This is a genomic window from Polymorphobacter sp., from assembly GCF_048007885.1.
In the GTDB taxonomy this organism is placed as follows: domain Bacteria; phylum Pseudomonadota; class Alphaproteobacteria; order Sphingomonadales; family Sphingomonadaceae; genus Sandarakinorhabdus.
Genome location: NZ_CP180346.1, coordinates 1360009 through 1384619 on the forward strand (window position 1 = coordinate 1360009; position 24611 = coordinate 1384619).

A 24611-nucleotide genomic window follows, 5' to 3' on the forward strand; every position below is an offset into this window, starting at 1 on the left:
CGCTTGATGACTGCCTCCACCCTCCCGCCCGGCCTTCTGCCCGAAGGCCTGCACGACCTGCTACCGCCGATGGCCGAGGCGGAGGCGGCGCTGTGCACAGAGTTGATGGCGGTGTTTGCGGCCCATGGTCATGAGCGGGTCAGCCCGCCGCTCGTCGAATATGAGGAAAGCCTTGGCTCCCGCCTCGCCTCGTCGGCCCGGCGCGAGCTGCTTCGCTTCACCGATCCGGTCAGCCAGCACACGCTGGCGCTCCGCTCGGACATTACGGGCCAGGTCGGCCGCATCGCGGTCACGCGCATGGCCGCCAGCCCGCGCCCGCTGCGGTTGAGCTATGCCGGGCCGGTGCTCCGTGTGCGCGGCACCCAGCTCGCGCCCGAACGACAGTCGCTACAGATCGGCGCCGAGCTCATCGGGCTCGACAACGCCGCCGCGGCCCAGGCCATGCTGACGCTGGCCGTCGATGCGCTCGGGGCAGCCGGCGCGGCCGGATTGAGCCTCGACCTGACCTTGCCCACGCTGGTCGCCGAGCTTCATGCCGCCGGCCTGCCAGCGGGCAGCGCCAGCCTGACCCAGCTGCAGGCGCTGCTTGATGGCAAGGATGCCGCCAGCCTGCGCGCTGCAGGTGCCGGCGCCTATGAGCCGCTGATCGCTGCCGCCGGCCCAGCGCCGCGCGCGCTTGACATCCTGCGCACCCTTCCAGTCGCGCCCGCAAAGCTCGACGCGCTCGCCGGAGTGGTCGAAAGCCTCGCCAGCCTGCCGGTCACGGTGACGCTCGACCCCACCGAGCGGCATGGTTTCGAATATCAGTCATGGCTCGGCTTTTCCTTTTTCGCCTCCGGGCTGCCGTTCGAAATCGGCCGGGGCGGCAGCTATTCGTTGCTGCACCCAGACGGGCGGCAGGAGGCGGCACTCGGCTTTTCGCTTTATCTCGACAGCCTGGTCAGCGCCGGGCTGGGGCGTCAGGATCCTTCGCGGGTCTTTCTGCCGCTCGGCACCGCAGCCGCCGATGGGGCTGCCCTGCGCGCCAGGGGCTTTGCCACCGTGGCCGCGCTCTGCCCGGCCTGCACGCCGGCCGGATGCACGCATATCTTCGAGAACGGGGTCGCAAGGCCACGCAGCAAGGATCAGGACTGAATGCCCAATGTGACCGTGATCGGCGCCCAATGGGGCGATGAAGGCAAAGGCAAGATCGTCGACTGGCTCGCCGAGCGCGCCGACGTCGTGGTCCGCTTCCAGGGCGGTCACAACGCCGGGCACACGCTGGTGGTCGGCAACCAGACGTACAAGCTTTCGCTGCTGCCCTCGGGAATCGTGCGCGGCACCCTCAGCATCATCGGCAACGGCGTGGTCTTTGATCCCTGGCACTTTGCCGCCGAGGTCGAAAAACTGCGCGGCCAAGGCGTCACCATCACCCCCGACAATCTGGCGGTGGCTGAGCAATGCCCGCTGATCCTGCCGCTCCACCGCGATCTCGACGGCCTGCGCGAGGATGCGATGGGCGCCGGCAAGATCGGCACCACGCGGCGCGGCATCGGTCCGGCCTATGAAGACAAGGTCGGCCGGCGGGCGCTGCGCGTCTGCGACCTCGCCCATCTTGACAAGATCGGCCCACAACTCGAACGCCTGCTGGCGCATCACAACGCGCTGCGCGCCGGGTTCAATGCCGCGCCGGTCGATGCCCATGCGCTGATCGCCGCGCTGGCCGAGATCGCGCCTGCCGTCACCCCCTTCGTCCAGCCGGTCTGGCAGCGCCTCGCGCAGGCGCGCACCAGCCGGGCGCGCATCCTGTTCGAAGGCGCGCAGGGCGTGCTCCTCGATGTCGATCATGGCACCTATCCCTTCGTCACCTCCTCCAACGTCGTCGCGGGACAGGCCGCCGCTGGCAGCGGCCTCGGCCCCAGCGCCATGGGCAATGTGCTCGGCATCACCAAGGCCTATACGACGCGCGTCGGCAGCGGCCCCTTCCCGACCGAACAGGACAATGCCATCGGCAAGCGGCTCGGAACGGTCGGCCGCGAATTCGGCACGGTGACCGGGCGCGAGCGGCGCTGCGGCTGGTTCGATGCCGTGCTGGTGCGCCAGGCCATCGCCACCTCAGGCATCACCGGCATCGCGCTCACCAAGCTCGACGTGCTCGACGGCTTCGAGACATTGCAACTTTGCACCGGCTATACGCTCGATGGCCGCACGCTCGATCATTTTCCCGCCCATGCGCATGACCAGGCGCGCGTGGTGCCCGTCTATGAGAATTTCGAGGGCTGGAGCGAATCGACCGCCGGCGCGCGGCGCTGGGCCGACCTGCCTGCACAGGCGATCAAATATATCCGCCGCATCGAGGAGCTGACCGAATGCCCGGTGACGCTGGTCAGCACCAGCCCCGAGCGCGAAGACACCATCCTCGTGCGCGATCCCTTCCTCGATTGAGGTGCTGCGGTGGCCGCATCGCTTGTTCTGGCCGCCGCCCTTGCCTTCACCTGTGAAAGCCCGACCCATCACGACGGCGACGCCATCCGCTGCGCCGGTCAGGAGCGTGCGATGCGGCTGCATGCGATCGACGCCCCCGAAATGCCGGGCGCCTGCCGGCCCGGCCGCCAATGCACGCCCGGCGACCCTTATGCGGCGCGCGATTATCTGCGCAGCCTGACGCAAGGCCGCACAATCCGCTGCGAGGAAAAGGATGTCGACGCCTATGGCCGCCGCGTGGTGCGCTGCACGGCCGACGGCGAGGATCTGGCCTGCGCGATGGTGGCAGCAGGCCATGCCGTGGAGCGCTACGGCCGTCTCGACTGCAACGGACCAAGCCTGCTGCCCGAAAACGCCGTCGCGGCAGGCAGCGACATCGGCAGCACGTCGGTCCCCCAGCGCTGGGCCGCAACAGCAGGCGGCCCGATCGCAACCGAAAGGAACAGCTACAGCTGGTGGCCACTGGCGGCGCTGCTGCTCGCCCTCTACAATTGCTTTGGCGTATTTGCGTTTCAGCGCCACCAAAAGGCGAGCAGGCGCACTGCGCCGCGCTTCTGGACATCGGCAGAAGACCCGGCACCAGGCCCGGCATGGCTGATGGCGCTGGCGATCACGGGGGCCGCGCCCGGGATGGTGGCCGCTGCCCTCGTCATCGACCGGCCGTTCGGGCGAGGCCGCTTCCACACTGTGCTGATCGTGTGCGCCGGTGTTCAGATCGGCATGCTCGCCGGGCTTTGGCTCGCTGGCCTCGCGGGCTCTCGATAAGGCTGAACAGGCTTTTCAATTGGCCAAGCTGCGCCAGCCAGCCTATCCCACGCCCATCGCATCAGAAGGTTGTTCCGGGATATGTCACGCACCTACGATTATGATCTGCTGGTCATCGGCGCTGGATCGGGCGGCGTGCGTGCGGCGCGCATTGCAGCCGGTCACGGCGCAAAAGTGGCGGTGGCCGAGGAATATCGGGTCGGCGGCACCTGCGTCATCCGCGGCTGCGTGCCTAAGAAGCTGCTCGTCTACGGCGCCCATTTCGCCGAAGATCTGGTCGATGCCGAACGCTTCGGCTGGCAGCTTCAGGGCAAGGCCTTCGACTGGCCGACGCTCAGGGACAATGTGCTCGCCGAAGTCGACCGGCTGAACGGGCTCTACAAGAACACGCTCGCCTCGCACGAGGTCACGGTGATCGAGGGCCATGCCCGCTTCGTCGATGCGCACCGCGTCGACATCGGCGGCAAGACCGTCTCGGCAGGCCACATCCTCATCGCCACCGGCGCGCGGCCCGCGGTTCCCGATGTCGAGGGCGCCGAACATGGCATCACCTCCAACGAGATCTTCCATCTCGATCGCCTGCCAAAGTCGATGATCATCGCCGGCGGCGGCTATATCGCCAACGAGTTCGCCGGCGTGTTCCACGAATTCGGCACCAGCGTGACCCTGCTCAACCGCTCGGACAAGATCCTGCGCGAATGGGAACCGGCGCTGGTCGACCGGCTGCTCACCATCTCGCTCGCCAAGGGCCTCAACTTCCGCTTCAACTGCCGCCTCAGCCGCATCGAAAAGACCGAGAGCGGCGTGCGCCTGCACTTCGTCGACGGCGGCACGCAAGACGCCGATCAGCTGCTCTGGGCGACAGGCCGCGTGCCCAATACCGAGGGCCTCGGGCTGGAGGCCGCTGGCGTCGAGACCGGCGCGCTCGGTGCCATCTTGGTGGACGAGGCAAACGCCACCAACATCAAGCATATCCACGCCGTCGGCGATGTCACCAACCGGGTGCAGCTGACGCCGGTGGCCATTCGCGAGGGCCATGCCTTTGCCGACAGCGTGTTCGGCAACAAGCCGTGGCGCGTCGACTATCGCTGCATTCCCAGCGCCGTGTTCAGCAATCCGCCGCTCGGCTCGGTGGGGCTGACCGAGGCGCAGGCGCGTGACGAATGCGGCAGCGTGCGTGTCTACACCAGCGATTTCCGGCCGATGAAGAATGTGCTGGCCGGGCGCAACGAGCGTGCCCTCTACAAGCTGATCGTCGATGCCAGCACCGATGTCGTGGTCGGCGCGCACATGATCGGCCCGGATGCGCCCGAAATTCTCCAGGCCGTGGCCATCGCCGTCAAGGCGAAGCTCACCAAAGCCCAGTTCGACGACACCATCGCCCTGCATCCCACCATGTCGGAAGAACTGGTGCTGATGCGCTGAGCTTGCGAAACCGCGCATGAAAAGGCAAAGACCCCGCCATGAACAGCAATTGGACCCCCTCGAGCTGGCGCAGCCACGAAGCCCGCCAGCTTCCCACCTATCCCGACCTTGAGGCCGTCGCCGCCGTCGAGCGCGAGCTGCAGTCCTATCCGCCGCTGGTGTTCGCCGGTGAAGCCAGGGATCTGACTGCCAAGCTCGCCGATGTCGAAGCCGGCAAGGCCTTTCTGCTGCAAGGCGGGGACTGTGCGGAGAGCTTCGCCGATTTCCACCCCAACACCATCCGCGACACCTTCCGGGTGCTTCTGCAGATGGCCGTTGTCCTCACCTTCGCCTCCAAGCTGCCGGTGGTAAAGGTCGGCCGCATGGCCGGTCAGTTCGCCAAGCCGCGCTCGGGCGACACCGAGGAGCGCGACGGCGTCAGCCTGCCCAGCTACCGCGGTGACAATGTCAACGACAACAGCTTCACCGCCGAAGCCCGCACCCCCGACCCGGCGCGGATGCTGCGCGGCTATCTCCAGTCGGCGGGCACGCTCAACCTGCTGCGCGCCTTCGCCAGCGGCGGCTATGCCAATCTGCACCAGGTCCATAAGTGGAACCTTGATTTCACCGGCCGTTCGCTCTGGGCCGAGCAATATAGCGCGCTGGCTGACCGGATCGGCGAAGCGCTGGACTTCATGGAAGCCTGCGGGATTTCGCCCGAGACCGTTCCGCAACTGAAGGGCACCAGCTTCTTCACCAGCCATGAAGCGCTGCTGCTCGGCTATGAGCAGGCCATGACCCGGCAGGACAGCCTGACAGGTGACTGGTTCGACACGTCGGCGCACATGCTCTGGATCGGCGACCGCACGCGCTTCGCCGGCTCCGCCCATGTCGAATTCCTGCGCGGCGTCGGCAATCCGCTCGGGCTGAAGTGCGGGCCGAGCCTTGAGCCCGATGATCTGCTGCGCCTCATCGACACGCTCAACCCCGAAAACCGGCCCGGCCGGCTGACGCTCATCACCCGCTTCGGCCATGACAAGGTCGAGGCTCATCTGCCGCGCCTGATCCGCGCTGTGGAAAAGGAAGGCCGCCGCGTCGTCTGGTCATGCGATCCCATGCACGGCAACACGGTCAAGGCCGCAGGCGGTCTCAAGACCCGGCCGTTCGACCGGATATTGGCCGAGGTGCAGAGCTTCTTCGCCGTTCACCGCACTGAGGGCACCCATGCCGGCGGCATCCATATCGAGATGACCGGGCTGGACGTGACCGAATGCACCGGCGGTGCCATCGCCATCACCGATGAAGGGCTGTCGGCGCGCTACGAAACCCAGTGTGATCCCCGGCTCAACGCCAGCCAGTCGCTCGAGCTTGCATTTCTGCTCGCCGAAGCGATCAAGGCCGAGCGCGAGGCCAAGCCCGCACGGGCGGCTTGACAGGTCGCCCGCAACCGCCCATCCCGCCCACACCATCGCTCAAGGTCTTTTCGACCAACGGTCCCTTCGTCTAGCGGTCCAGGACGTCGCCCTCTCACGGCGAAAACACGGGTTCGAGTCCCGTAGGGATCACCAGCCGCTCTGTTGAGGTGCAGCGCCATGGCCTTGCCTGTTGCGGAGATCATCCCCGCGCTCCGGGCCGCCATGGCCGAAAACCAGCCGGTCGTGCTCATTGCCCCGCCCGGTGCAGGGAAGACCACCAGCATCGCCCCGGCCCTCCTCGACGAAGACTGGGCGCAGGGCGGGCGCATCATCCTGCTCTCCCCGCGCCGGCTGGCGGCGCGCGCGGCTGCCGAGCGGATGGCGTCTCTGCGCAGTGAAAGCGTCGGCGAGACGATCGGCTACCGCACGCGGATGGACAGTCGCATATCCGCAGCCACCCGCATTGAAGTGGTCACCGAGGGCATCTTCACCCGCATGCTGGTCACCGATCCCGCGCTTTCTGGCGTGATGGCAGTGCTGTTCGATGAAGTGCACGAACGCAGCCTCGACAGCGACCTCGCGCTGGCGCTGGCGCTTGAAGCGCGCGAGGCTCTGCGGCCCGATCTCCGGCTGCTGCTGATGTCGGCCACGCTCGAAGGCGCCCGCCATGACCAGATCATCGACGGGCTGGTTCGCATCGAGAGTCAGGGCCGCATGTTCCCGGTTGAGATCCGCCATGTCGGGCGCGAGCCGCGTGTCCGGCTGGAAGACGCAGTGGCCGGCCACATTCTCGGCGCGCTCGCCAGCGAACCCGGCTCGGTGCTGGTCTTTCTGCCCGGCGTCGCCGACATCCGGCGCGTCTCGGCGCGGCTCGAGGACCGGCTTGCCGACGATGTGACACTGCACCAGCTCCACGGTGGCCTGGACGGCAGCGTCCAGCGCGCCGCCATCGCGCCCGCAACGCCGGGCCGCCGCAAGCTGGTGCTGGCAACAGCCATCGCCGAAACCTCGATCACCATCGACGGCGTGCGTGTGGTCATCGACGCCGGGCTGGCCCGCCGGCCGCGCTTCGACCGCAGCGCCGGGCTGGTCAGGCTGGTCACCGAGCGCGCCAGCCAGGCCTCCGTCATCCAGCGCGCCGGCCGCGCCGGCCGCACCGCGCCGGGCGTTGCCATCCGCCTCTGGGACGCATCTGAAACCGCTGGCCGCCTGCCGCAAGAACCACCCGAAATCCTCGAGAGCGATCTCAGCGCGCTTGTGCTCGAATGCGCGCGCTGGGGCATTCGCACGCCCGAGCAGTTGCGTGGCCAGTTGCGCTGGCTTGACCCGCCCCCCGAAGCGGCCGTCCGCGAGGCGGCCGCGCAATTGACCGCGCTCGGCGCACTCGATGCCGATGGCAAGGTGACGCCGCACGGCGAGGCGCTCGCTGCCCTGCCGCTGCCGCCCCGGCTTGGCCAGATGCTGATCAAGGGCGCCGCGCTGGGCTGGGGCATGGCCGCAGCCGAGCTGGCCGTGCTGGTCGGCGAGCGCGGGCTGGGCGGCAGCGGCATCGACGCCGACGACCGGTTGCGCGGCTGGCGGCGCGACCGCGGCGACCGGGCCGAGGCCGCCCGGCGGCTGGCGCGCGGCTGGGCAGCAAAATGCAGCGGCACGGCCAGCCCGGCCGATGCCGACCAGAGCGGCCAGCTGCTGGCGCTAGCCTGGCCCGAGCGGGTGGCGCGGCGGCGGAGCGGCGGGGCGCAGGACGGCATGACCCGCTATCTCATGGCCAATGGCCGGGCCGTCATATTGGCGGCAGACGACCCGCTGGCGCGCGCCGAGTGGATCGTGGTTGCCGACGCCGCCGGCAGCGCCGCCGGCGCCCGGGTGTTGTGCGCGGCTGCCATCGACGAGGCCAGTTTGATGCGCCTCATGGCAGACAGGATCAGCAGCGCGCGCCGCCTCGGTTTCAATGTCGCGCTGGGGCGCGTCGAGGGCGTGGCCGAACGGCGGCTGGGCAGCATCACACTCGCCAGCCAGCCGATCGGGGACCTCGACGACGCCGAGATCATCGCGGCCATGCTCGACGCGGTGCGCCAGCATGGGCTTGAGCTGATCACCTGGGGCCCATTGGCAGCCGGCCTCCGCGCCCGCGCCGGCTTCGCCGCGAGCGCCGGACTGGCCATCGACCCGCTCGATGATGCGATGCTGACGGCGCGGCTCGATGACTGGCTCCGGCCCCTGCTGGCGGGCCAGCGCCGCCTCACCGCGCTCGACGACAGCGCCATGGCCACAGCCCTCGCCACACGTCTCGACTGGTCCGCCCGCCAGCGGCTCGACAGCTTCGCGCCCACCCATTTCGAGACACCGGCCGGCAGCCGCCACACCATCGACTATGGCGCCGAAGGCGGCCCGGCCGTCGATGTCCGCGTGCAGGCGCTGTTCGGCCTCGCCCGCCACCCGATGCTGGCCGAGGGCCGCGTCCCGCTCACCTTGCGGCTCACCTCACCCGCCGGCCGGCCGGTGCAGGTGACGCGCGACCTGCCCGGCTTCTGGTCGGGAAGCTGGTCGGATGTGCGCCGCGACCTGCGCGGCCGCTACCCCAAACACCCCTGGCCCGAAGACCCCGCCAGCGCCGCCCCGACCCTGCGCGCCAAACCGCGCAGCTGAGCATCTACGCGCCGAAGCACGCTCAATATCTGAAGGCGACACGCAGGCCGAACTGACGCGGCGCTGGCAGCTGGGCGATGAAGGTTCGCCGAAAACTTGTTGGATCAACAAAGGCGCGCGCGGAATCGATCACCTTGTTGTCGAACAAGTTGTTCACAAAGGCGGTAAAGCGCAGAGGGCCGCTGACCAGCCCGGCCTGCATCGAAACCAGTGTCTGCGCGCCTGTCTCGGCGAGGTTGGCTTCAGTCGCGAAGGTCGTGCTGCGGTGTGTGAGGTCAGCCTGCAGAAAGGCATTGGTCCGCTCGGTGACCGGCACCGTCAAGACAGTTCCGATATTGCCGGTCCAGTCGGGGCTCCCCGCGACCTGAGCACGGTCGGGCGTCATCAGGCCAGCACGATCGATACGGCTGTCGGTGAAATCGATGACACGGACAGGCGAATAGCCGATGCCGCCGTAAAACTCGATGTTGCGGCTTGCCCGAAACTGGAGGTCGGCTTCAAAGCCGAAACCGTCAGCCTCTCCACCGTTAACCGTCAGACCGACAGGAAGGCCGCCAACAAGTATTTGTGAATTGACCTGAATATTCGACCAGTCAAGGTAGAAGGCTGCTGCATTGAGACGCAGCCGACCGTCCAGCCAGCTGCTCTTGAACCCGGCTTCATAGGACCAGACTTCTTCTTCGTCGAAGAACTTCAGATCGTCGGGAACAGGCGAAAAGCCCGCGCCTGCGCTGTTGTTGAAGCCGCCTGGCTTGTTGCCCTTGGCAACGCTGGCATAGAGCAGATGGTCTGGCGACGCGGCATATTCGATGATGGTGCGCGGCAGAAAATTGGTGAATTTGGCACCGAAACTTCCCGTGATGCCGGTGCTTCGCGGGGTCGAAGACTCATCGACGCGGTCTTCGGAATACCGAAGCTCCTGGGTGATCTTGAGGCCCGGCGAAAGTTCGACCCCAACATATCCGAACAGGCCCAGCGTCCGGGTATCGCGATCAAGACGGTTCGGTACAGTTGAAAGGACGTTGGACGAACCATTGGCACCAACCGGTGAAAAGTCCTGCTGGCGAAACTTTTCCTCGCGGAAATAGCCCCCCACGAGCCAGAAAAGCCGCGAGTCGCCATCTGAACGCAGCCGAACCTCCTGACTATAATCCTCAAGGTCGGTAAGCAAGTAGGCGCGAAAGTTGCCAAATATATTGTTGCCAAGAATGAGATCGGGCTGGGACGTGAAATCATTATCTGCATCGAGCAGTTGCGTGCCGTTGTTGTAGCTGGTGAGCGTCGAGAGCACGACGCCGCCGAAATCATACTCGAACACCAACCCGGTACGGACATACTCAACATCAAGACCGCGATAATTGTCGGCATTGTGAGAAACCAGCGCCGGGTCACCGGTCAGTTGACCGAGAAACCAGACTTGACTGGCCGCCGGCCCTGTCTGCGTATTGCTGGGGATCTGATGCCATGCGGGGGCACCATAATTCTCCTTGTTGTAGGCGGCGCGCAGATAGATGTCGCCCTGCTTGTCGCTGCCGAACTTGGCGCGGGCACCGCCCACGACAATCGTGCTATTGCCGCCACCAGTATCAGCACCAGAGAGATTGTTTCGGTAGAAGCCGTCCAGATTGCGACGCTGGGCGGCAAGCGAAACGGCGACGCCGTCGGCGACAGGGCCGCTGACCCGGCCTTCAAAGCGATACTGACCATATTCGGCAAGCTCGGCCTGCGCTTCAAGTTCGAGACGGTCCAGATTGGGACGACGCGAGACATAGTTGATGGCGCCGCCCAGCACCCCGCGGCCGAACTGGGTGCTCTGCGGCCCGCGCACCACTTCGATCCGCTCAACATCGAACGTCTGAAGATTGAGTCCCGAGGAGTTGCCGGTATCGATGCCATCGATGAAAATTCCAACCGATTGGACCGCACCGGTGCGCGGCGCGCCAACACCGCGGATGACCGGCACCCCGGTGCCCAGGCTGAGGTTGGCTGAATAGCTGAAGTTTGGCGTGCGCCGCGCGAGATCGGACAGGTCGGAAATATCAAAACGTTCGATCACCCCCTTGTCGAACGCTGCGACCGAAAGTGGAACATCCTGCAGAGATTCCTCCTGACGACGCGCCGTCACGATGATCTCCGTCGATGCCATATTGTCGGCTGACGTCTGCGCCAGACTCGGCGCGGCTGCGCCCATGGCGATGACGCTGGAGACTTGCAGCAATGCGGTGGTGATGGTTCTGGTCATGGCGAATACCCCCCTGTTTATCGCTTAACTCATCCGCTCGATGATCTCGAAAGCTGCGCGTTCCCCGCTCTCAAGAGCCGATTCCATTCCGAAATCGATGCGGCGCGTATGCTCGCCGGCGAAATGCAACACCCGGTGCGGCGTGATCATGTCGGCGGCGAAGCGCATGACCTGACCGGGCGCGAACACGTGCCGGCACCCGCCGATCATCGGGTCCCGGCCCCAGCCATACCAGGCATCAAGCCTTGTCTTGCCGGCCATCGAGGGGCGGATCCGCGCCAGCTCGGCAGCCACAAAGGCCGCCGCTTCCGCCTCGGGCAGCTGGTCGATGCGCGCCGCAGACGCGCCAGTAAAAACAAGCATGAACCGGTGGAAATCCTCGCCTGCCTTCGGCTTCAAGGCCCAGAACATGCGAATTGCCCCATCAGTGAAGAAGCTTGGCTCCAGCCCGTCTTCCTCCCAGAATGGCTTATTGATCACACCAAAGCCGCGCGTGGTATGGCCATAGCGCAGCCTGTTCACCGCTTCGCGCTGCAGCGGCGGCAAGTCCGGCGTGATGACGATCTTGCGCAGCGCCGTAAACGGCACTGCCGCAATCACATGACGCGCCCGGTAGCTGTTGCCGCCGGCACAACGCACCTCGGCGCCGCCCTCGTCCATGTCGATGCGCTGCACCATTTCGCGAGTCCGCAGCCGGTCGCCCAGCGCAGCCGCCATGGCGTCGGTAAGCCGCGACGTCCCACCCTCAATATTGTTGATGGTCGCCAGTTCGCCCTTGGGCTTGACGTTCTTCTGAAAGCCCATGACCGCTGGCTCGGCTTCATTCTCGCCAAAGCTGAGGTCGAAGCGCTGGCGCGCCTGTTCCTGCATGAGCGCCAGCATTGACGCGGAATCGACATCATCCCCCGCGGTCGAGAAATCGGCGAGACGCAGCGCTTCCGGCGAATGACCATGGCGCGTCAGCAGCGTGCGCAGACTGACATCAAGATCGGCAAAAGCCGGGTCCAGCCAATCCTGAAGGCTGGTCAAGCGATTATGTTTCTCCATCAACTTGTGACCTACGGAAACAGGCAGCAGCGCGCGCTCCTCACCAACCATCTTGTTGGCGTTCGACGCCTCCCAGTCCTCGGACCTCACCCACTGGCCGTTGATCAGGTTGGACATCGGCAGCACGGTGCGATCCTCTGGCACCAGCGCAATGCCGAAGCGCCGGCAAAGATCGATCACCCGCGCATAGGAACGGCCGATCTGGCTGGCGCCATACTCCGGGCGCAGCGGCGCGGTGCGCGCCGTATAGACCCGGCCACCGACCCGCTGCGTCGCCTCCAGCACAATCACGCTGGCGCCCGCTTCCAGAAGCGTCAGCCCGGCCTGCAAGGCCGCCAGACCGCCCCCGATGATGACAACATCGGCGCGCTCCATCGCCGTGCCTTGGCCGCGCGCCGCTTGCGGCAGCAAAGCAGCGCCACCCAAAAGAGCGGTGGCAGTGCGGCGGTTGACGCCGGTAGCAGCGTAGTTGCTGGCAGATTTGCGATCGTCTATCATGCGACAGTTGGTAGCGGCCTCGGGGCTGGGAGGTCGCGTTCTGTTTCACGAATGACATTGGTGACTGCACCAGTGCCATTGATTGGGGGCGAGGTTCGGGTGATGGCTGCTGAGGGTGTAGTTCTGCAGGGCGAGGAACCCGGCAATATGCCGCCGGTAATGGCCTCCCTGCATGTGCTCTGGCTGCCGATTATCGCCGGCTTCATGTCAGGATGGGCCGGCATCGAGTCCTTCAGCAGCGCCCCCCGCCTTGTCTCGGCCCTTGGCGGCAGCCTTTTGGCGCTGGTCTGCTGGGTCGCCTGTCATGTCTCGACGCTGGCCGTCCAGCGCATCACCGGCAACCGCCTGCCGCTCATCCCGCTGCTGGCGCTCGGCGTGCTCGCCTCGGGCGTGTTCATGATTCCGGGCTATTATGCAGTCTATGAGCTGTTTCAGCAGATGGGCTATTCGAGCAAGGGCTGGGCAGAGATCCGCGATTATTCCGTCGCCAAGGGCATCGCCGCCACACCTGGCACGATGCTGTTCTGGGTCTCATTCAACTATATGCTGTTCCGTTTCGGCGTGCCGCGTTTCGGCTTTGGCGAAACGCCAAACAAGCCCGCAGATGCCCCCGCCGCCCCACCATCCCTCGACCCCCTGATCGCCAAGCTCCGCCCCGAAGTCCGCGGTCCGATCCTCGCCGTTCAGGCGGAAGCCCATTTCATCCGCGTCTACACCACGCGCGGCGAAGACCTTGTCCATCACCGCTTCGGCGATGCAGTCAGCGCCCTTTCGGCTCTGCCTGGCAAGCGGGTGCACCGCTCATGGTGGGTGGCCAGCGGCGCCATTGACCCTCATCTCAGCACCAGCAGCCAGCTTGTCCTGTCAAACGGGCTGCGCGTGCCCGTCGGTCGTACCTACAAGCTCGACGCGCAGCGCGCTGGCCTCCTCGCCTAGCGGCCCGTCTGCCCGCGGTGCAGCAGCATCGCATCGGCCAGCACCAGCGCCACCATCGCCTCCAGCACCGGCGCCGCACGGATGCCCACGCACGGATCATGGCGGCCCTTGGTGATGATTTCAGCCGCTTCGCCATCCTTGGTGATGGTTTCCACCGGCGTCAGGATTGAGCTGGTGGGCTTCAGCGCCATGCGCACCACGATGGGCTGGCCCGTCGAAATGCCCCCCGCAATGCCGCCAGCATGATTGGACAGGAATTCCGGCCCATTTTCGCCGGGCCGCATCCGGTCCGCATTTTCCTCCCCGCGCAGCCGGGCGGCCGCGAAGCCATCGCCGATCTCCACGGCCTTCACCGCGTTGATGCTCATCGCCGCATTGGCCAGTTGCGCATCCAGCTTGTGATAGAGCGGGCTGCCCCAGCCGGCCGGCACCCCGGTGGCCATGCACTCGACAATGGCGCCCAGCGATGAACCCGCCTTGCGCGCGGCATCAAGCCTTTCCGCCCAGATATCGGCGGTCACGGCATCGGGACACCAGAAGGGGTTGCGGTCAATTTCAGCCAGATCAAACCGGCTGCGGTCGATGGCAATGCCACCAATCTCGACCAGATAGGCGGTGATCGCCACCTGCGGGATGATCTTGCGCGCCACCGCGCCCGCCGCCACACGGCTGGCCGTCTCGCGCGCCGATGAGCGCCCGCCGCCGCGCGGATCACGCAGCCCATATTTGGCATCATAGGCATAGTCGGCGTGGCCCGGGCGATATTTGGCCGCCACATCCGAATAATCCTTCGACCGCTGGTCGACATTCTCGATCATCAGGCTGATCGGTGTGCCAGTGGTCAGCCCTTCATAGACGCCGGACAGGATCCGCACCTGGTCCGGCTCCTGCCGCTGGGTAGTGAATTTCGACTGGCCGGGCCGGCGCTTGTCGAGAAAGGGCTGGATATCCCCTTCCGCCAGCGACAGCCCCGGCGGACAGCCATCGACAACGGCGCCAATCGCCGGCCCATGGCTCTCGCCCCAGGTGGTGAAGCGCAGCAGATGGCCGAAGCTGTTGAGGCTCATGCGACCGAAATATCCGGCGCGTCTTCCGCCTTCATGCCGATGACATTGTAGCCGGCATCGACATGATGAACCTCGCCGGTCACCCCCGAAGCAAGGTCGGAGACCAGGTAAAGCCCCGCCCCGCCCACATCCTCGATCGTCACATTGCGCCGGAGCGGGCTGTTATATTCGTTCCACTTCATGATGTAGCGGAAGTCGCCGATGCCGCTCGCCGCCAGCGTCTTGATCGGCCCGGCGCTGATCGCATTGACCCTCACCTTGTTCGGCCCCAGGTCCATGGCAAGATATTTCACGCTCGTCTCAAGCGCTGCCTTGGCGACACCCATGACATTATAGTGCGGGATCACCTTCTCCGCGCCATAATAGCTGAGCGTCAGCAGGCTGCCGCCCTCGGGCATCATCGGCAGCGCCCGTTTGGCGACCGCGGTGAAGCTGTAGACGCTGATGTTCATCGTCTGGGCGAAGTTGGCGGCGCTGGTGTCCACATAGCGACCGCGCAACTCATTCTTGTCGGAAAAGCCGATGGCATGGACAAGAAAATCGATGGTCGGCCAGTCCGCGCCCAGCGCTGCGAACATCGCATCCATGCTGGCATCGCTCGACACATCACATTCAAACAGACGCGCCACCCCGAGCGATTCCGCCAGCGGGCGCACTCGCTTCTCCAGCGCCTCGCCCTGATAGGAAAAGGCCAGTTCGCCGCCCTGGTCCGCAATCGCCTTGGCAATGCCCCAGGCGAGGCTGCGATCATTGGCGACGCCCATGATGAGCCCGCGCTTGCCTTGCATCAATCCTGCCATTGGCCGTCCGTCATCCCCAATTGTCTCCTCCGCCCTTTAGCCGGGTTTTGCCCGCCTTCGCCAGTGCCGCGTTGAAATGGGCGCCAAACACAAGGCAAAGACCCAGAACCCAGAAGAACAGCAGTGTGACAATGACGCTGCTGAGCGAACCATAAGCAATCGACGTGCCCGCGAGCAGACCCAGCACCGCCGGCATCGCCCGCGTCGCGCCGATCCAGAGCAGGGTCGTCACCAGCGCGCCCGGCCAGATCCAGCGAGCACGCCGGACATGCCTTGGCGTCAGCCCGGCAAAGGCCAGGGCAAGACCAAGAAACAGCGCAGCAGTCGGCAGCAACCGGTTTACCCCCAGACTGGCGACCATCTCGGTGCCGCTCGGCAGAAGCGCGCGCATGAAGGTTTCAGCACCCGTCAGCAACACCTGCCCCGCCAGCGCGACGATCATCAGCAAGACACCGCCGAGCACGACCAGCAGCGACAGCAGCCGGTAGCGCCAGACCGGCAGCCGCTTTTCCGCCCCATGCGCGCGGCGGATGACATCACGCACCGCCTCGGCATAGGTCGTCACCGTCCACAGCACGAGCAGGATGCCCAGCGTCACCAGACCGCCCGATGCCGGGCGCTCGATCACTTCCCGCGCCGGTCCCTCCAGCAATCGTGCGACATCGGGCGGCACGGCTGCCAGCACGGTCCGCACCAGCCGCGCGCCCATGCCGGTGCGGCCCAGCGCGCCAGCGGCCGAGGCCACCAGCACGAAAAACGGCAGCAGCGCCAGCAGCGACAGATAGGCGAGGTTGCCAGCGTGCGAAAATCCCTCGCGCCAGAGCGAGGCGAAGGCGGCGCGCAACACCGCCAGCAGGTGCGCCAGCCGGGTCAAACCGCGATCAAACGCCCAGTCCCGCACGAATCGTCCGCGGGTCGGACCAGTCCTTGACGAACGCCTTCAGCTTTTCATCATCACCCGGCAGATCGACCAGAACGGTCACAAGCTGGTCACCCCGCCCGCCATCGGGGCGGCTGAAACCGCGCCCCTTCAGCCGAAAGACCTTGCCCGACGTGGTGCCCGGCGGCACCGTCAGCGACACCGCGCCTTCCACGGTGGGCATCCGCACCTTGGCACCGAGCACCGCTTCGCCCAAGGTGATCGGCAGGTCGAGCCGGACATCGTCACCGTCGCGCTTGAACACCTTGTGCGGGCTGACATCGAGCGTGATCAGCGCGTCACCCGGTCCGCCCGGGCCGGGCTCGCCCTTGCCGGCAAGCCGCAGCTGGATGCCGGGCTTGAAGCCGGCGGGCAGGCGGATCTCGGTCGTCTTGCCGTCGCGCAGCGTCACGCGCTGCGGCGCCAGCGTGGCTGCATCCTCAAATGGCACGCTGAGCTTGTAGACCACATCAGCACCGCGCTGCGGCGCCCGCCTGGCGCGTGCGCCGCCCCCCAGCCCGCCAAACAATTCGGAAAACAGATCGTCACCGCCAAATTCAAAGCCCGCCGCACGGCCGCTGGCGCCGCCACGGGCAAACGGATCTCCGCCGCTGCGATAGCCACCCCCGAAGCCGCCACCAAAGCCCCCGCCGCCAAAAGCGGTGGGATTGCCCTGCCCGTCGATCTCGCCACGGTCATACTGGCCGCGCTTATCCTTGTCGGAGAGGATTTCATAGGCAGCACTCGCCGCCTTGAACCGCTCCAGCGCCGCCGGGTTGTCGGCATTGCGGTCCGGATGGTTCTCCTTGGCGAGCTTGCGATAGGCCTTCTTGATGTCGGCGTCACTGGCGCCGCGCGCCACGCCCAAAATCTTGTAGGGGTCCGTATTGCTCATGGTGTTCCTGTGCCCTTCGTCCCCTCAACATGTGCAGGCTGCGCCGCCGCTGCAAGGTCGGGGTGAGCATAGCAGTAGACGAAGCTGGCGCCAGCAGCGCGTCAACGATGCTGAACCGCGGCTTGAACGCTATTTCCGCCGCAAGCGAAGCTCGCCGCTGCTCGTGCCACCTTCTGTCGACATGGCGATCGTCAAATGCGCCTCTGGAAGCGCCACATTGAGGATCTCGCCGTCACGCTGGCTCGGCATATCCTTGTCAGCAAAGGCCGCGGCGTAATAATCAAGCACCTCTTTCGCCGGGTCTGGCGCGGTGAAGGGCAGCTTGATGAACAGCCGCATGCCATCCGGATGGCGCGAAGGCGCACGCCGCAAGCTTACCTCACTGTAGCGGCTGCCAGGATAGAGCGGCACACCAGCAAGGTCGAAGCCGCTGCCATCGGCGGCCGGCACCGGCTGGATGATGACACCGCCCTGCACCTCCACCCGATGCGACCGGCCATCTGCGGGAACGATGCGCACCGCATCGGCCGCATCGTCGGGCAGCGGCCGCCAGCCGTTCTCCGGCGGGGTCTCGCACGCCGCCAACAGCAAGGCCAGCAGCGAGGTCAGCAACAGGGAACGCACGCGGCTTGCCATCAATGCTCGGCTGCCGACCCGCGCGTCGCGGTGCGAAGATGCAGCAACGCCACCACCAGCGCACCGAGCGCAAGCCCGAACACGCCCGCCCCCGTTGCCCCAACAAGCCAGCCGAGCACCGGCCCGAGCCAGCCGCTCACACCGCTGGCAGCCGCAGCGGCGTCATGCAGCAGATGCGAGGGGGCACCCAGACCAAATTCCTCCAATCCGTGCAGCACGATGCCACCTCCCACCCAGAGCATGGCCGCCATGCCGATGGTCGCCAGCGCACCCAGCAGCTTGGGCACGGTCAACACGATGCGGCGCCCGGCGGCGCGGCCGAAACTGCCCGTGAAACCCGGATTGCGGTAAAGGGCAACGCCCATGTCGTCAGCCTTCACGATCAACGCCACCACACCATAAACAAGGGCGGTGATGGCGATGCCAACAACGGCCAGCACCACGGCCTGCCTTGCCAGCCCGGCGTCGCTGACCGTCGCCAGCGATATCGCCATGATCTCGGCCGAAAGAATGAAATCGGTGCGGATCGCGCCGGCAACCATGGTCTGCTCGCGCGCCGCCGGGTCGGCTTCGAGCGTGACCGCCTTGGCTTCATCATGCGGTCGGATCAGATCCAGAAGCTTTTCAGCGCCTTCGAAACACAAAAAGGTGCCGCCCGCCATCAGCAAAGGCGTGATTGCCCAGGGCGCAAAGGCCGCCAGCGCCATGCAGAGCGGAAGCAGGATGAGCAGCTTGTTACGCAGCGATCCCTTCGCGATCTTGGCCACAATCGGGAGCTCGCGCGCGGCCGAAAAGCCGGTCACATAGCGCGGCGTGACCGCAGCATCATCCACAACCACGCCCACCGCCTTGGCGCTGGCCTTGGCGGCCATGCCGGACACATCATCGACCGAGGCTGCGGCGACCTTGGCGATGACGGCAATATCGTCGAGCAGAGCGAGCAGTCCGGCGGCCATTACCATCCTATTTGCGAGGGTAGCCCCTGTTACGGTGCCACCGGCCATGGAGCAAGCGCCGAGAGGCGACGGTCGCCCCGCCCCTTGCCGCTGGCGTCGGGCCACGCCAAAGAAGAGCACAATGATGCCGACACTCGCGCGCTGGCTTGGCCTTTCGGGGCTGTTGCCGCTGATCTTCCTGCTGCTGGCCCTGAGCCAGGACCTCGACCCCGGCCAGCGCCAAGGCGCGCTCTGGCTGGGGCTCAGCTACGCAGCCCTCATCCTGTCCTTTCTGGGCGGGCTGTGGTGGGGTCTGGGGGCCGGATCAGGCCAGCCCGTGCCGGGCTGGTTGTGGGTCATCGCCGTTCTGCCATCCCTCTATGCCTGGGGGCCGCTGGGGCTGGCGTTGCTGGGCCTCATCACCCCGGCTGCGGCGCTGGGGCTTGTCGGCCTCGGCCTGTGGCTGGCGCTCCTCGCCGATGCGGCGCTGGTGCGCAAGCGACTCGCGCCGACCTGGTGGATGTCGCTGCGCTGGCCGCTCAGCCTCGGGCTCGGCGGGCTCAGCGTTGCGGCGGCGCTGCTCGCTTAAAGAACCTTGCCGGGGTTCATGATCCCCTGCGGATCCAGCGCCCCCTTGATCGCCCGCATTGCCGCCAGATGCGCCGGCGGCAACAGCCGTGCCAGATCGTCGCGCTTCAGCGTGCCGATGCCATGCTCCGCACTGATGCTGCCACCAGCCGCTGTCACCAGATCATGCACCAGACGGGTGATGGCAGCAGCCTCTTCGGCGCGCCAGCTGCCACCCGGCGGCGCCTTCACATTGAAATGCAGGTTGCCATCGCCCAGGTGGCCAAAGGCAATCACCCGGCTCCCGGGGAAGCGCGCCTCGACCTCGGCGGTGGCGGCCAAGCAAAAGCCCGGCAACGCCGCAACCGCCACGCTGATGTCATGATGCACCGCCGGGCCATCGCGGCGCTCAGCATCGGGCAGGTTCTCGCGCAGCGCCCAGAGCTGTGCGGCCTGCGCGCCCGATGATGCCAGCGTGGCGTCGGCGATCAGCCCGTCCTCCAGCGCCGCGGCCAGCGCGTCCGCCAGCGTGTCCTGCAGCGCGGCCGGTCCGGCCAGCTCAATCAGCGCATGCCATGGATGCGCGCCCGTCAGCGGCGACCGCTGGCCCTCGATATGTCGCAGCACCAGATCAAGACCAAGGCCCGGCACCAGTTCGAAACTTTCCACCTGCCCTGCTGACGCGGCGCGTAGCCGGCCAAGCAGCGCCAGCGCCGCCTGCGGGCTGTCCAGCCCGGCCCAGGCCACCGCGCGGTGCGCCGGCGCCGGGATCAGCTTCAGCGTGACCGCCGTGACGATGCCCAGCGTGCCTTCGGCGCCGATCAGCAGCTGTTTCAGGTCATAGCCGCGATTGTCCTTGGGCAGGCCGGTCAGCTGGCTGAACAGGCTGCCATCGGGAAGCACCGCCTCCAGCCCCGCCACCAGCGCGCGCATCGTGCCATGGCGCAAGACCTGCACGCCGCCGGCATTGGTCGAAACGAGCCCGCCGATCGTGGCGCTGCCACGCGCCGCCAGGCTCAGCGGAAACACAAGGCCCTGCGCCTCTGCCGCTTCATGAACCCTCTGCAAAATCGCCCCGGCCTCCACCGTCATCGTCAGGCCGTCCGGGTCAATCGTGCGGATCGCATCCATCCGCTTCAGGCTGATCAGCACGGCGCTGCCATCGACAGGCGGAATGCCACCGCCGACCAGCCCGGTGTTGCCCCCCTGCGGCACCAGCCCGACTCCGTGCGCGGCGGCCTCCCGCACGATCGCCTGCACCTGTGCCGCCGTGCGGGGCAGCAACAGCACCGCGCTGGCCCCATGGTGCTTGCCGCGCCAGTCGGTCAGGTGCGGCGCCATCACAGCTGGCTCGGTGAGGATGTTGCCAGCCCCCGCCGCAGCCGCCAGCGCTGCAAGGGCAGCTGCCGTCGGCTGCCGGGTAGGATGAGAAAGAACGCTGGCCATTCGCCAAGCATAAGCCCCGGCGCGACGGCTGGGTAGGGCCGTGACAATCCGGCCGCCATCGGGCAGGCAAATTCAGCCACCGTTCAACCTGACTGGCGCAGGCGGTCGCGGGTTGAAGGGGCCGCTTCAGGCAGGGCGCGACAAGGCAGGACAGACGTTGATCTTCGGACAGGCAGCCATAGTAGGAGCAGCGGCGGCGCTGGCGCTGCTGATGCCAACAAGCGCCCCGGCGCTGGCCCAGCCCGCAAGCCGGGCGCAGCCGAGGCAGGCGGTGCCGCTGCCCGTGCCACAGCGCAGCTACGACATGTTGTCGCCCTGGTCGCGCATGAACATCGCCCCAGAAAACGAGCGGCCCGCGCCGGCTGAACCCATGCGCGCCCCCAGCGAGCGCGGCCGCCACACCTGCATCGCCGTCGATGCCATCGCCAGCGCCCAGCTGATCGGCGACAGCGCTGTCGAGCTGACCATGAACGACGGCCGGCACTGGCGCATGCTGCTGGCCGAGGAGTGCCCGGGCATAAGCTTTTATCATGGCTTCTATTATCGGCGCGGGCGCGACGGCACCCTGTGCGCCGGGCGCGACGTCATCGGCGCCCGCTCGGGCGGCGAATGCGCCATCGCCAGCATCGTCGAGGTTCCAACAGCAGGACGCAGGCAAGGCGATGACGACCGGGACGATGATGACCGGGATGATGAGCGGGAAGACGATTGAGCCGCAGACCCTGCCTGTTGCCAAAGTGCAACATAGATTGACGCTCATATTTTCGCCTAGTGGACACGGCGCGATACTCTTTGCAGAGTAGCTGGAACGGCAAGGGAGTGCCGCTGTCGCGAGAAGGCCGAACATGGCCCCCGCGAACAATGGGAGCTATTGGGGAGGATCGATCGATGTTGAGCAATTCCGGAGTCCGAGTCCGTCTGGTCGCGAGCGTGTCGCTGGCCGCCATGCTGTCGCTGCCGGCGATGGCGCAGGAAAGCGCGCAGGCGCCCGTCAACCTCGGCATCGAGGAAATTGTCGTCACCGCCCAGCGCACCGCGCAAAGCCTGCAGGACGTGCCGATCGCGGTCAGCGCCTTTTCGGCGGATGCGCTGCAGAAGCAGCAGATCAACAACCCGCTCGACATCCAGCTGACGCTGCCCAACATCACCTTCACCAAGACCAACTTCACTGGCGCCAGCTTCACCATCCGCGGCATCGGTGACCTTTGCGTCGGCGTCACCTGCGACAGCGCCACCGCCATCCATGTCGAAGGCATGCCGCTGTTTGGCACCCGCTTGTTCGAAACGGAGTTCTTCGACCTCGAGCGCGTTGAAGTGCTGCGCGGCCCGCAGGGCACGCTGTTCGGCCGCAACGCCACCGGCGGCGTCGTCAACTTCGCCAACGCCAAGCCGACGATGGACGGCATCCATGCCGCGGGCGAAGTCGAATATGGCAATTTCAACTCGCTGCGCCTCAAGGGCATGTTCAACCTGCCGCTGACCGACACGCTCGCCGTGCGCGTCGCCGGCACCTATCTGAAGCGCGACGGCTTCACCGAAAATGTCTTCAACAACACGCGCATCGATGGGCGCGACCTCTACGCCATCCGCGGCTCGGTGCGCTGGGAACCGACACCCGACACAACAGTTGATGCCATGGCCTATTATTTCCGTGAGGACGATGATCGGAGTCGAGTGCAGAAGCAGCTCTGCCAAACTGATCCGACAGGCGTTCTTGGCTGTTTGCCGGGACGGCTTGACAACGGCTTTCTCAATGCAAACTCGACGTTTGTCGGCACGCTTTCAAGCAGCGAGTTCTTGATTTCGCAGGGCCTGCCGGGTTCGTTGGGCTTGGGCAGCCTTTATGGAACAGACGCCTACACCTTCCCCGGCAACACCAATCCGGCCGATGTGCGTCAGGTCCGCACCGACTTTACGCCAACCTATGGTGCCGAGGAGCAGCAATACATGCTGCGCATTGCGCACGACTTCGGCAAGATCAAGGTACAGGCAACCGGCATGTATCAGAGTAACTCGGTAGATAGCCAGGTCGATTACAATTTGTCCGTGTTTGACCCTGCGGTCGCATCCGCCGGCCTGGCCAACGCTGCATTTCTCGGCGGCGCCGTCCCCGCCCTCGCCGGTCTTGCCACGGTGGTCGATGCAATTTCTTCGGGCAACCAGTTTTGCACCTCGCTCGCCGAGGAAACTGGAACCGGCTCCTTTGGTGGCAATCGCCTCTGCTCCGACACTGCTCAAGACTTCGACCGCTCAGTCGAGCGCCGCAACGCTTGGACCGGGGAACTTATTGTCAACTCGCAGCTAGACGGGCCGGTCAACTTCTTGGTTGGCGGTATTTATGTGAAATCAACGCTGCCGGAGAATAGTTATTACGTTAATAGCTGGGGTATCGATTATGTGGCCGGCATTTTAGGGGCCGGCAATGGTGGCTTTCTGGGCACCCCCTTCTTTCGCAACAATACGGCACGCTATGAGCTTGAGAGCTTCGGTCTATTTGGCGAAGCCTATATCGATCTTTCAGACACTTTGAAGCTGACTGGTGGCCTTCGTTACAATAACGATCGCAAGTTTGTCAGCGCGCGCTCGACTCTGGCCAGTTTCCTTGTGCCCTTTGGTGCCACAAACGCCTTTGATACGCCCTTTGGTGCCGGCTTCGATGCCGATCCGGCAAGCCCGTGCGCCGCGCCATCAGTAGTCGGTCCGATCGGCTCAGTGCCGGGATGCGATGCCTTTTCAAACCGCAACGTCAAGTTCACCGCGGTAACGGGCCGTGTCGTTCTCGACTGGAAGATCAGCGATACCAGCCTGCTGTATGTATCCTACTCACGCGGCTATAAATCAGGCGGTATCAATCCTCCGCTTCAGCCAATCTTCGAGGTACAGGACGCTTTTGCGCCAGAGTTCGTCAACGCCTTTGAAATCGGCTCTAAGAACACCTTCCTCGACGGCGCGCTACGGGCGAACATCACGGCTTTCTACTATCAGTACCAAAACTTGCAGCTCAGCCGCATCGTTGCACGGACCTCCGTCAACGACAACGTCAGTGCAACAGTTTGGGGGCTTGAAGGCGAGTTCATCATGCAGCCGACCCGGGCGCTGGCGATCAACCTTGGGGCCAGCTATCTCAACACGCGTGTAAGCGAAGACAAGTTCCTCTCGAACCCACGAGATCCATCAGGCGGACGATCGGATGCGGTGATTGTCAAGGATATCACCAACGGGTCCAACTGCGCGGTTATCAACAATGGGGCCGGTGGTCAGGCCGCGACATCGGCCTTTGTCACAGGGGCGAACAACGCCATCAACGCCGGCGCAATCCCAGGCCTGCAACCGGGCGCCGGCCTGCGTGGGCCGACAAGCTTTGGCGCCGACAGCGGTCTCAATGGTGCCACGGGCGCCTTCGGCATCTGCGGTGTCCTGAGTGCGGTCGGCGCGGGCACGCAATTCGAAACGCTCGCGGCCGGTGTGGAAACTAACCTGCGCGGGAACCAGCTCCCGCAGGCGCCGGAGTTCAAATTCTCGGCGGGCATCCAGTATACCGCCGACTTTGACAATGGCATGAGCGTCGTGCCGCGCATCGACATGGCCCATACCGGCCAGAGCTTCGGCAACATCTTCAATGGGTTCATCAACCGGATCGAAGCCTATACGGTGATCAACGCCCAGATCCAGCTGAACGGCAAGGAAGACCGCTGGTATCTGCGCGGCTTCGTGCAGAACCTGACCAACAACAATGCGACCACCGGCCTCTACGTCACCGATCAGTCGTCGGGCCTGTTCACCAACATCTTCACCCTCGAACCGCGCCGTTACGGCGTCGCTGCCGGCTTCCGTTTCTGAAGCCCCGGCGCTGAATCAGGGGCCTGCGCCCGCGCAGGCCCCTTTTTCGTGCGCGCACGGCAGCCGTCCCCGGCATTGACTTTCGCG

19 protein-coding genes and 1 tRNA gene are annotated in these 24611 nt (G+C 65.7%); 11 read left to right on the plus strand and 9 right to left on the minus strand.

The annotated features are described in order from the left end of the window. Positions 1-6: 6 nt before the first annotated feature. The 7 genes from ACMVO5_RS06475 (at position 7) to hrpB (ending at position 8696) form a co-directional block, all read left to right on the plus strand. Positions 7-1134: an ATP phosphoribosyltransferase regulatory subunit gene (locus ACMVO5_RS06475; protein WP_416909233.1), complete on the plus strand. Its 1128-nt coding sequence runs from the start codon at positions 7-9 to the stop codon at positions 1132-1134. Then, entirely contained in the window at positions 1135-2424 is a 1290-nt protein-coding gene (locus tag ACMVO5_RS06480; RefSeq protein WP_416909234.1) for an adenylosuccinate synthase, read from the plus strand. A 9-nt stretch (positions 2425-2433) separates the two neighbouring features. Further along, positions 2434-3228 carry a thermonuclease family protein gene (locus tag ACMVO5_RS06485; RefSeq protein ID WP_416909235.1) on the plus strand — a complete coding sequence of 265 codons (795 nt, stop codon included), beginning with the start codon at positions 2434-2436 and terminating at the stop codon, positions 3226-3228. An 81-nt stretch (positions 3229-3309) separates the two neighbouring features. Next, positions 3310-4653, plus strand: a complete 1344-nt coding sequence (gorA, locus tag ACMVO5_RS06490) for a glutathione-disulfide reductase (RefSeq protein WP_416909236.1) — start codon at positions 3310-3312, stop codon at positions 4651-4653. Positions 4654-4691: 38 nt separating this feature from the next. Beyond that, positions 4692-6065 carry a class II 3-deoxy-7-phosphoheptulonate synthase gene (locus tag ACMVO5_RS06495; RefSeq protein ID WP_416909237.1) on the plus strand — a complete coding sequence of 458 codons (1374 nt, stop codon included), beginning with the start codon at positions 4692-4694 and terminating at the stop codon, positions 6063-6065. A gap of 59 nt (positions 6066-6124) precedes the next feature. After that, positions 6125-6200 (plus strand) — tRNA-Glu (locus ACMVO5_RS06500). Positions 6201-6224: 24 nt separating this feature from the next. Then, on the plus strand, positions 6225-8696 hold the full coding sequence (gene hrpB, locus ACMVO5_RS06505; protein ID WP_416909238.1) for an ATP-dependent helicase HrpB: 2472 nt from the start codon (positions 6225-6227) through the stop codon (positions 8694-8696). A gap of 22 nt (positions 8697-8718) precedes the next feature. Here the strand turns inward: hrpB and ACMVO5_RS06510 are convergent, their stop codons facing one another. Next, positions 8719-10938 carry a TonB-dependent receptor gene (locus tag ACMVO5_RS06510; protein ID WP_416909239.1) on the minus strand — a complete coding sequence of 740 codons (2220 nt, stop codon included), beginning with the start codon at positions 10936-10938 and terminating at the stop codon, positions 8719-8721. 24 nt (positions 10939-10962) lie between these two features. Continuing rightward, entirely contained in the window at positions 10963-12483 is a 1521-nt protein-coding gene (locus tag ACMVO5_RS06515; RefSeq protein ID WP_416909240.1) for a flavin monoamine oxidase family protein, read from the minus strand. A 159-nt stretch (positions 12484-12642) separates the two neighbouring features. Between ACMVO5_RS06515 and ACMVO5_RS06520 the strand changes: the two genes are divergently transcribed. Continuing rightward, positions 12643-13419, plus strand: coding sequence for a LytTR family DNA-binding domain-containing protein (locus ACMVO5_RS06520; protein WP_416909241.1), 777 nt, complete (start codon positions 12643-12645; stop codon positions 13417-13419). Here the strand turns inward: ACMVO5_RS06520 and aroC are convergent. The 6 genes from aroC to ACMVO5_RS06550 all read right to left on the minus strand — a co-directional run bounded on the left by aroC (position 13416) and on the right by ACMVO5_RS06550 (position 18692). Next, positions 13416-14486: a chorismate synthase gene (gene aroC, locus ACMVO5_RS06525; protein WP_416909242.1), complete on the minus strand. Its 1071-nt coding sequence runs from the start codon at positions 14484-14486 to the stop codon at positions 13416-13418. The genes ACMVO5_RS06520 and aroC overlap by 4 nt on opposite strands. Continuing rightward, positions 14483-15286 carry an enoyl-ACP reductase FabI gene (gene fabI, locus ACMVO5_RS06530; RefSeq protein WP_416909243.1) on the minus strand — a complete coding sequence of 268 codons (804 nt, stop codon included), beginning with the start codon at positions 15284-15286 and terminating at the stop codon, positions 14483-14485. Before fabI ends, aroC begins: the two co-directional genes overlap by 4 nt. Before the next feature lie 10 nt (positions 15287-15296). Then, positions 15297-16160 (minus strand): YihY/virulence factor BrkB family protein, encoded by an 864-nt coding sequence (locus ACMVO5_RS06535; RefSeq protein ID WP_416909244.1) that lies wholly within the window; start codon positions 16158-16160, stop codon positions 15297-15299. A gap of 7 nt (positions 16161-16167) precedes the next feature. Beyond that, on the minus strand, positions 16168-17100 hold the full coding sequence (locus tag ACMVO5_RS06540) for a DnaJ C-terminal domain-containing protein (RefSeq protein ID WP_416909245.1): 933 nt from the start codon (positions 17098-17100) through the stop codon (positions 16168-16170). 129 nt (positions 17101-17229) lie between these two features. Further along, the gene (locus ACMVO5_RS06545; protein WP_416909246.1) at positions 17230-17724 is read right to left on the minus strand and encodes a hypothetical protein; all 495 of its coding nucleotides are present in this window, start codon (positions 17722-17724) and stop codon (positions 17230-17232) included. Between the two features lie 11 nt (positions 17725-17735). Further along, a complete protein-coding gene (locus ACMVO5_RS06550; RefSeq protein WP_416909247.1) occupies positions 17736-18692 on the minus strand; it encodes a DUF808 domain-containing protein in 957 nt (318 codons plus the stop codon). A gap of 121 nt (positions 18693-18813) precedes the next feature. Here ACMVO5_RS06550 and ACMVO5_RS06555 point away from each other — a divergent pair, with 121 nt between their 5' ends. Next, positions 18814-19260 carry a DUF3429 family protein gene (locus ACMVO5_RS06555; protein ID WP_416909248.1) on the plus strand — a complete coding sequence of 149 codons (447 nt, stop codon included), beginning with the start codon at positions 18814-18816 and terminating at the stop codon, positions 19258-19260. Here ACMVO5_RS06555 and ACMVO5_RS06560 read toward each other — a convergent pair. Continuing rightward, on the minus strand, positions 19257-20684 hold the full coding sequence (locus tag ACMVO5_RS06560) for an FAD-binding oxidoreductase (protein ID WP_416909249.1): 1428 nt from the start codon (positions 20682-20684) through the stop codon (positions 19257-19259). The two genes, ACMVO5_RS06555 and ACMVO5_RS06560, sit on opposite strands and share 4 nt — an antisense overlap. Before the next feature lie 211 nt (positions 20685-20895). Between ACMVO5_RS06560 and ACMVO5_RS06565 the strand changes: the two genes are divergently transcribed. After that, positions 20896-21396 carry a hypothetical protein gene (locus ACMVO5_RS06565; RefSeq protein ID WP_416909250.1) on the plus strand — a complete coding sequence of 167 codons (501 nt, stop codon included), beginning with the start codon at positions 20896-20898 and terminating at the stop codon, positions 21394-21396. 176 nt (positions 21397-21572) lie between these two features. Continuing rightward, the gene (locus ACMVO5_RS06570) at positions 21573-24524 is read left to right on the plus strand and encodes a TonB-dependent receptor (RefSeq protein ID WP_416909251.1); all 2952 of its coding nucleotides are present in this window, start codon (positions 21573-21575) and stop codon (positions 24522-24524) included. Positions 24525-24611 lie beyond the last annotated feature (87 nt).